A 9,161-nucleotide genomic window follows, 5' to 3' on the forward strand; every position below is an offset into this window, starting at 1 on the left:
TTGCATTGTAACCTCGAGATTTTTATTTGCGATTGTAAACGGGCGTGCAAAAGCATCCCATGCAACTATTCAAACGTCTCGAGAGAAGGGCTAGAGTACCTAGATCCAGACGGTTCTTAAAACCGATTGCCGCACGGTCGCTCACGCCCGCGTATTAACCCCTATCATGCAGGGGTTAGTACAACTCTCTATGGGTAATATACAATAATGTAATTACTTACTATAGAGCTTAGCATGTTTGAGACTTACAATTGCCGCGCAGCTTCGCTGCTCGCAAGGACATGTTTCTATTATTTTCAACATGTTAAAGAATTATTTCGTGTGGATCTCTCAGGACTTGATTGCAGGATCCAGACGATCTTCCCTAAAGTTAACATTGTATAAATTGGACAATGACATCTTCTTTATTTACTTTCTGGATCCCGCGGGACTTGCCGCGGGACGTAGGAGGGGGGATAGAATTTACTCTAGTTACTTCACCTAGTTTTTAGAAAACAGATGAAGCATTAAGTAATCATCTGCACGTTGGACAACATTAATATTTTTACGTTTTCCCCAAACCAATGATTCTTGATGAAGTGGAATCTGTGCCATATCTTTTTGTTGGATTTGGAGTATTTCACGCACATATTCTTGACGTTTTGTCTCATCAAGCTCTACTTGTGCTTTTTGAATCATCTCATCAAGTTTCGGGTTAGAATATTTACCTATATTATATTTACCGTTTGTTTCACAAAGATTTGAATAAGGATCAAGGGCATCATAAGTACCTGGCATCCAACCCATAAGGTAAGATTCTGTATCACCACCTAAAACTTTTGCAAAATATTTTGACTTGGTTGTTGAGTTTAACGTTAGCGTTATACCAACTTTTCGAAGCATAGCAGCAAGTGCTTGTGCAATAGCTTCATCTTTAATGTAACGATCATTTGAATTATCAAAAGCCATTTTAAAGCCTTCTGGATATCCAGCTTCAGCTAAAAGTTTTTTAGATAATTCAGGATCGTAAGGTAATCTTTTATCTAAATCTGCGTCATATCCATGAATCCCAGGTCCGATCATTAACGCTGTTGGTTTTGACGTTCCTTGCATGATTTTTTTCTGGATCGCTTCAATGTCGATTGCACGATATATAGCTTCTCTGACGCGGATATCTTGTAATGGGTTTTTACCTTTAATACCCGATGAAGGAAGTTCATTTACGCCTACATTGAGAACCATATAAATTGTATTAAGACTTGGTTTTGTTACTATTTCAAGAGATGAAACAGCCTCTACACGTGTTTTATCTTGCAAAGGAACGGGTGTTATAAGATCAAGTTCACCTGTTACTAGACCTGCAACGCGCGTTGCATCATTTGCAATCGGTTTAAAAATAGCGCGTTCAATATTGCCTTCAAATTTTCCCCACCAATTGTGGTTGCGTACTAGAATGGTTTGAATTTCAGGTTCTCTTTTTTCAAGTTTGAAAGGACCTGTTCCATTCGCATGCAAATCAGCATAGCCTTTTTCGTTTTTAGTAAGTTGCGCAACTTTAGTCGCATCATGTTTTTCACACCAAGATTTTGACATGATCATAACGCCGTAAAGTTCTGCTAAAAGAGTTGGGTTTGATGCATGTGTTTCAACTTCAATCGTAAAATCATCAATTTTGCGAATATCTTTTACACTTGCAATAACTGCTTTAACGTCGGATCCTTCAGAAATAGAACGTTTATAGGAAAAAATAACGTCATCTGCCGTGAATGCTTCACCTTCATGAAATTTAACATTTTGGCGAAGTTTCATTTCCATTAAGGTTGGGCTTTTACTGACCCAGGATTCAGCAAGACCTGGCACAATTTTTAAGTCTTTATCGAGTGTTACAAGAGTATCATAAACATTATAAAGATAACCAGTTGTAATAACTTCATAAAGACCATAAGGGTCCATGCTATGGATATCGCCTTTTAAAGAAAAAGTTAATTCATTTGCTTTTGATACTGCGGCATCCGCAGGATTGAATAAAAAAGACAGGCTTGCAATAAATGCAAAAGATAAAAAATAACGGCGCATTATTCCTCCAGAATGTAAACGTGACGTTGGTCATATCATCGGGATATACAAAGACAGAAAACTTGTCAATTAAAAACACATATATTTAGGAAAATGCTATATAGACGTCACTTAAAAACGCAGGTAAAAAAAGACGTGTATAAAAAAAGGGGAGAAATCTCCCCTTTATCCATCAATAAAGATATGTATTTCTATTGAATGTTAAAGTCTTTAATAAAGACCATATCGTCTGCACGAATAGGTGGGTTAAGCAAACGTTTACTTACACCATATACAAACTTTTCTTGATGAAGCGTAATACTTGCAACATCTTCTTGCGCAATTTTCATAGCTTCGCTAATAAGTTCATTGCGTTTTGTTGAATCCATTTCTTTATGAAGCTGATTAATCAGTTCGTCAAGTTTAGGATTTGAATATCCGCCAACGTTAAATTTACCTTGATCTCCACCTTTGCGTGTTGCCACTAGATTGTAATAAGCATCATGTGCATCATAGGTTGTTGGGAGCCATCCAAGCATGTAGAAGTCAGTATCATACCCCAATACTTTGGCAAAGAATTTTGACTTAGTTTGAGCTGTTAAATTGACTTTTACACCGATTTTAGCAAGCATTTGTGCAACAGATTGGCAAATCATTTCATCTTTTGTGTAACGATCATTAGAACAATCCATGGCAAGATTAAAACCATTTGGATAGCCTGCTTCAGTCATTAAGTTTTTGGCTTTTTCAAGATCAAATTTCCATCTTGTATTAATATCTTGATTATAACCATTAACACCTTTTGTTATAAAAAGTCCGTTTGGTTCTGAATAGCCACGCATGATTTTAGTTTTAATAGCTTCTATATCAATTGCATGTGCAAAAGCTTCACGAACACGTTTATCCTTAAAGGGATTTTTATCAAGTCCAGTTGATTTAAGCTTATCATCTGATTGATTCATACCAAGAAAAGTTGTTAATAAAGAGGGTGATTCAATTACAGCAAGTTTAGGATCGGATTCAATACGTTTGATATCCTGAATGGGTAATGGCGCCATTAAATCAACATCACCACTTAAAAGTGCCGCAACGCGCGTTGCCTCGGATGCGATCGGTTTGAATATTGCTTTATCAATATTGCCGCAATCCTTGCCCCACCAATCTTTATTTTTAACAAGAACTATTTGGACTTCAGCTTGATAGGATTCAACTTTGTAAGGTCCAGTACCATTAGCATGACGGTCAGCATAGCTTTCTTCTTTTTTGGTCGCATCTGAAACTTTCGTTGCATTGTTTTTTTCGCACCATGCTTTTGAAAAAATGAACATGCCATATAATTCTGAGGGCAATAAAGGATTCTGTGTTTTAGTAATGACATCAATTGTATAGTCATCAATTACTTTAATTTCTTTGATAGAGGCAACTGAGCCTGCGCTATCCGACCCAGGACCTGCGGCACGTTGGAAAGAAAAAACAACATCACTGGCTGTGAAAGGTGCACCATCATGGAATTTAACATTTTGACGTAAAATAAAGCGCCATGTCGTTGGATCTATATTTTTCCATTCAGTTGCTAATGAGGGAACGAGTTCTAATTGAGTATTACGATCAACCAAAGGTTCGTAAACATTGCCGTTAAAACTATGCGTTGGTATGTCATACATTGTAAAAGGATCAAGACTATGAGGTGAAGCTTTCAAAGCATAAGTCATGACATTTTCAGCGTCTGCAATCGCGTGAATACTAATTATCCCCAATAAGGTGAAAGTATAAAAAGCTTTTGTGAGGAATTTTTTTCCAGCATTTTTTTTGGGGGGATAGGATAACGATTTCATTTATAATCTCCATCAAATGAAATTTAAGTATGATATCTTAACCCAAAATATAACTTTATTAAAAGAATTATTTTAAAACGTTATTGTCACTTTAAACGACGATCAATAGATTATCAACAAAGGGGGAATTTCCCCCTTTATCAATCGATTAGAACTTATTGAATGTTAAAGTCTTTGATATTGATCATATCATCTGCCCTAATTTGTGGATTTTTTAAGCGTTTGTTAACACCATACACAAATTTTTCTTGATGAAGTGGGATATTGGCGACTTCTTCTTGCGCAATTTTCATCACTTCAATAAGCATTTGATTGCGTTTTGTTGGATCCATTTCTTTTTGAATTTGATCAATAAGTGCATCTACTTTTGGATTTGAATAACCGCCGACGTTATATTGACCTTGCTCTCCACTACGTGTTGCCACTAAATTATAATACGCATTATGCGCATCATAAGTTGTTGGAAGCCAACCAAGCATATAAAAATCACTATCCATCCCAAATACTTTACCAAAGAATTTTGATTTTGTTTGAGCCGTTAAATTAATTTTTACGTTAATTTTCGAAAGCATTTGCGCAATTGATTGGCAAATCATTGCATCGTTTGTGTAGCGGTCGTTAGAGCAATCCATGGCAAGGTTAAAACCATTTGGATATCCAGCTTCAACCATCAAGCTTTTGGCTTTTTGAAGATCAAATTTTCGTCTTGTATTAATGTTTTGATCATATCCATTAACACCTTTTACAATGAGCAATCCGTTGGGTTCAGCATAGCCGCGCATAATCTTTGTCTTGATGGCTTCTATGTCAATTGCATATTCAAAAGCTTCGCGAACACGTTGATCTTTAAATGGATTTTTATCAAGATTGCATGATTTAAGTTTGTCATCACCTTGATTCATTCCTAGAAAAGTGGTTAACAATGACGGCGCTTCAATCACATCAAGTTTAGGATCTTTTGTGAGGTGTTCAATGTCTTGCAAGGGAACAGGTGCAATTAAATCGACTTTACCACTTACTAGGGCTGCAACGCGGGTTGCATCACTTGCAATCGGTATGAATATCGCTTTATCAATATTGCCGCGCTCAGTGCCCCACCAATCATTGTTTTTTGTAAGAACAATTTTTTCTTCTGGTTGATAGGATTCAAGTTTATAAGGTCCTGTACCATTGGTATGATTATCTGCAAAACCCACTTCTTTTTTGGTAATGTCAGGGACTTTTGTTGCATTATTTTTTTCAGCCCATGATTTTGAAAAAATAAACATGGCGAATAATTCAGAGGGCAAAATAGGATGTTGCGTTTTTGTAATGACGTCAATTGTGTGATCGTCAATCATTTTAATTTCTTTGATAGAAGCAACAGCAGTCGCTAAAGCTGAACCTGCGCCTGAAATGCGTTCAAAAGAAAAAATAACGTCTTTAGCTGTGAATATTTCACCATCATGAAATTTAACGTTTTGACGTAAATTAAAACGCCAAGTTGTTGGATCTATATTTTTCCACTCTGTTGCTAAACAGGGAATAAGTTCTAAATGAGCATTACGATCAACCAATGGCTCGTACACATTGCCATTAAAACTATGGGTTGAAATATCGTACATTGTGAACGGGTCAAGGCTATGAGGCGACCCTTTTAAAGCATAGGTCATGCTGTTTTCAGCATTTGCCATCGAATGAATGCTGATTGCGCTTATTAAAGTTAACGCGTAAAAGCTTTTTTTGACGAAATTTATTGGCGATTTTTCTTGTATTTTTTCCCATAGGTTTTTTTGGGGATACGCTAACGATTTCATTTACAATCTCCTTCAAATGAAATTAGTGTACGGAACCTTACCTAAAACCTGTACTAATTAAAAGCGTTTTTTTATGTTTTTCAGTCAGTTATATTGACTATTTTTTAATAAAAATATGAATATATTTTAGATTATATTTGGTATGTTGCTGTTACTATAAATGGACTTTTATACAGCTTAAAGGCCGTATTTTCGTAGATCGGCTAGAAGCTGACTTGAAAGTTGTATGAGACTTTACGTCTTTTAATTTCATGTTGATTTTGCATGTATAGTGTAATAAATCGAAAACACTACACCCCCTACTTCTCGCGGCAAGTCCTGCGGGATCCATTGTGCAGGGGGTAAATAAATGGATTTACTAGACTTTTCCATAGATTTTATGGATCCTAAGGGACTTGCCGCGGGTCGTTGGAAGGGGGACGACGACCTTGAACTTGAAGTGTTTTCAAGTTATTTTACTTTACCAAAACGATTTATAGAACAAGTAAAAATTAATCATTCTAATCTGGTATCTTCTTTAAAAACTTATTTTTTCAAATCGGTCTCTAAGGGTAGGGTTTAGATCTTTATGAGGCGTTGTTCCTGAGATGATAATACTTAATTGTGACACATCTATTTCTAGGTCCAAATAAGCGTCCTTATAAGTTTTTATTTCATTATCAAATAATTGTTTCCAGGGCATGTTTTTATCATTGGCACATTGGTCAAAATTTTGGATGATGAGGATTGGGTTTAAATAGGTTTCATTATCTCCGGCATTAAAGAAAAGATGTGTTAGAATGCCTAAATGGCTTCCTTCTTTTGATCCAACTTCTGATCCAAACAAAAGTTCGAAGTTTATTTCCTCTTTTCCAGCATCAATGACTTTAAATCGAACGTCCATTAATTTAGCAATATGACTGGCTGCAATTTCGAAACTATCTGTATCTTCTGTTTGACAATAAGCGAAATAACGTTTTTTATCTTCTGCAGCTTTTGCAATTTTTTTGAATATATTGATCCAATTTTTTTGAACTTTTTTAGGCATCTGGAGATCGTCGTTAAAAATAGCTTCAAGATGTTTTTTTCCTAGTAGAAATTTTTCTGCAAAACTTGGCTTTGAAACAAATAAATCTTTTTCATAAAGCGTTTTTGTATGCGTAGGATAAGATGAAATATATTTAAGATTTCTAAAACCTTTATTTTCAAAATTATTTTCCAAAGCCATGATTAAGTATTTTTCAATGTATTCTTGCCAAGGTTCTGGAATTTTATCTTTCTTAAGAATATAGCGGCATTCTAAATCAAAGATGTCGCCTCTTTTGCATATATTTTCAAGGCGAGCGATCTCCGCTTTTATACGTTCCATTTCAGTTTCATGTGCTTGAATGGGACAATTTTTTTCAATTATATTGTTAATATGAGATTCTTTGGTTTGTTTTGAATTGTTCTGTTTGCTTTCAATCCATTGTGTCGCATTTGTAATATGGGCAGGAAGTGGTATAAACTTAGGACCTATCAGTTTCTGCATGATTCGAATTGTGTAGCGCGCAAAATTAAGAAAATGTTTGGCCAGTGCTAAGGGAAAATCAAGAGGGAGAGAATAAATTTTTTCTTTGCGTTCAATCCCCGGCCTTACCTTTTTTATTTCCCTTCTTTCTTGTCGAAAACATCAACAATGTTTACTAAATTTATTCTTCTGTTAAAAAATTCTTTATATTAATAAAAATAGATTTTTTTACTTATTTTTCAACATCTTAATTCACTAAGAATATAGAAAAAAATTTTCCAAAAATAAAAAACCCAGTATTTTTTACGGGTATTTTTAATAAAAATAATTTGATATTTTATTTTTCGACACATTCAATAGTGAAATGTGAATTATACGAAAGGTTATAAAATGAGAAAAACTGCTTTTATGATTATTGGTCTAGCTGTTTCTGGGCTTGTTCTCTCTCAAGCTAATTCTGTTCATGCTGGTTGTACAACTGGTGAGCGGGTGCAAAAATGTGATGACAAATATCTAGATAGAATAAATTTAGTTGAAGAAGAGATAGCGGAGTTGGAAGCGCTTGGTCGTTTAAAGACAGATGAGCAGAAAGCTTTGCTAAGGGAAAAGAGAATAGAACTTCGAGAACTCAAAGCTGCCTATAAATCATGCATTCATAAAGCTGTGTACCCAAGTCGTAAAGAGAGAAACGAGAACTAAGCAATTTTTTGGTTTTAAGTTCAAATCCTATGGAAAAGAGTGTAGACATTTGCCCACACTCTTTTTTCATTTACGCCATCCTTTTTGTCCTGTCATTGACGTTGCTTGAAATGCCTTTACGATGGTGAAAATCTTCACCATTGCAAGGTTAAAACCATTTGGATAGCCTGCTTCAGTCATCAAGTTTTTGGCTTTTTGAAAATCAAATTTTCGTCTTGTATTTATCTTTGGATCATATCCATTAACATCTTTTACTATATATACCACTCTTGTTTCGAACTGTGGAGGTCGTCAGATTTCGGGATTCATCATGCTCATGTACAAAAAGGGTACACTGTGCGTGCATCACCGCTCATCTTCCTACCCACATTTCAAAACAATTTGGGTATAACCTCCTTCAAATGAAATTGGTGTATGAGTCTTACCTAAAATCTATAATACAAAAATGAACATATTTTATAATATGTTAGATTATTTTTGGTATGTATTGTTGTTGTTATAAATAAATATAAAACAGTACTTTTGCCAGAACCTAAAAAGTTTGGTACACTTAAAGTGTAATAGGATAATAGGTGGAAAAATGCAAATTACTCCTGATAGTGGTGCCTCTCAGTTAGGTCTTGATCGTTCCAGTGAAGTAAAAAATCTTCAACAGAACGAAAAATTAGAAAAAAAAGTTGAAGGAAAAGACGATATTCGTGGAGGTCTTGCCGAGGAAATGAAATCGCTTGATCCAAATAAAGGCAATCATGTTGATGTGTTGACCTGAAATAACAGCAAGATCATAAGAAATTATCCGAGTTGAATTATTTCTGTGTTTTTGAGCAATACGATATCATTGCCAAGTAGTTTAGTTATTGCCAAAAATATTATGCCATGAGCAATGATAAGATTGTTGTGTGGATTTTTTTGCATTGTATCAACAATAGGTTGAATGCGTTTGTGAACATCTTGAAAAGATTCGCAAGAAATATTGTTAATGTTGCCATCAATCCAAGACTCAATAAAATTTTCTTTTATTTTTTTGCCTTCATGAAGACCAAAATGCGCTTCTTTAAGATCTTCAATAATAATGAGGTTAATGTTTAAAGCGTTTGCAATAATTTGAGCTGTTTCAAATGCGCGTTTTAATGGGCTTGTATAAATTGTTTGAATGTTGAGTTTTTGAACTTTTTGAATCGTTTTTTTTGCTTGTTCTTTGCCTAGATCGTTTAGTGGAATATCCTTTTGTCCCATAAGAATCTGCTGTGCATTCCAATCAGTTTGCCCATGGCGCATAAAATAAAAAGAGCTTTTATTCATTTGGAA

8 protein-coding genes are annotated in these 9,161 nt (G+C 34.9%); 2 read left to right on the forward strand and 6 right to left on the reverse strand.

The genetic code is table 11. The annotated features are described in order from the left end of the window. Window positions 1–480 precede the first annotated feature (480 nt). The 4 genes from Q8L85_00275 to Q8L85_00290 form a co-directional block, all read right to left on the reverse strand. Window positions 481–2,055 carry an ABC transporter substrate-binding protein gene (locus Q8L85_00275; GenBank protein MDP1723123.1) on the reverse strand — a complete coding sequence of 525 codons (1,575 nt, stop codon included), beginning with the start codon at window positions 2,053–2,055 and terminating at the stop codon, window positions 481–483. Window positions 2,056–2,246: 191 nt separating this feature from the next. Beyond that, complete coding sequence (locus tag Q8L85_00280) at window positions 2,247–3,869, reverse strand: ABC transporter substrate-binding protein (GenBank protein ID MDP1723124.1); 1,623 nt, start codon at window positions 3,867–3,869, stop codon at window positions 2,247–2,249. Window positions 3,870–4,024: 155 nt separating this feature from the next. After that, a complete protein-coding gene (locus Q8L85_00285) occupies window positions 4,025–5,665 on the reverse strand; it encodes an ABC transporter substrate-binding protein (protein MDP1723125.1) in 1,641 nt (546 codons plus the stop codon). 517 nt (window positions 5,666–6,182) lie between these two features. Continuing rightward, complete coding sequence (locus tag Q8L85_00290) at window positions 6,183–7,175, reverse strand: hypothetical protein (protein ID MDP1723126.1); 993 nt, start codon at window positions 7,173–7,175, stop codon at window positions 6,183–6,185. A 369-nt stretch (window positions 7,176–7,544) separates the two neighbouring features. On the opposite strand from Q8L85_00290, the gene Q8L85_00295 reads away from it, so the two are divergent. Continuing rightward, window positions 7,545–7,853 (forward strand): hypothetical protein, encoded by a 309-nt coding sequence (locus tag Q8L85_00295; GenBank protein MDP1723127.1) that lies wholly within the window; start codon window positions 7,545–7,547, stop codon window positions 7,851–7,853. Window positions 7,854–7,919: 66 nt separating this feature from the next. Here Q8L85_00295 and Q8L85_00300 read toward each other — a convergent pair whose 3' ends face one another. After that, window positions 7,920–8,120: a hypothetical protein gene (locus Q8L85_00300; GenBank protein MDP1723128.1), complete on the reverse strand. Its 201-nt coding sequence runs from the start codon at window positions 8,118–8,120 to the stop codon at window positions 7,920–7,922. 313 nt (window positions 8,121–8,433) lie between these two features. Between Q8L85_00300 and Q8L85_00305 the strand changes: the two genes are divergently transcribed. Beyond that, window positions 8,434–8,622: a hypothetical protein gene (locus Q8L85_00305; GenBank protein MDP1723129.1), complete on the forward strand. Its 189-nt coding sequence runs from the start codon at window positions 8,434–8,436 to the stop codon at window positions 8,620–8,622. A gap of 23 nt (window positions 8,623–8,645) precedes the next feature. On the opposite strand, the gene Q8L85_00310 is transcribed toward Q8L85_00305, so the two are convergent. Continuing rightward, a partial coding sequence (locus tag Q8L85_00310; protein MDP1723130.1) for a histidine phosphatase family protein occupies window positions 8,646–9,161 on the reverse strand: 516 nt, incomplete at its 5' end.

The sequence above is a fragment of the Alphaproteobacteria bacterium genome, from assembly GCA_030680745.1.
GTDB lineage: Bacteria > Pseudomonadota > Alphaproteobacteria > JAUXUR01 > JAUXUR01 > JAUXUR01.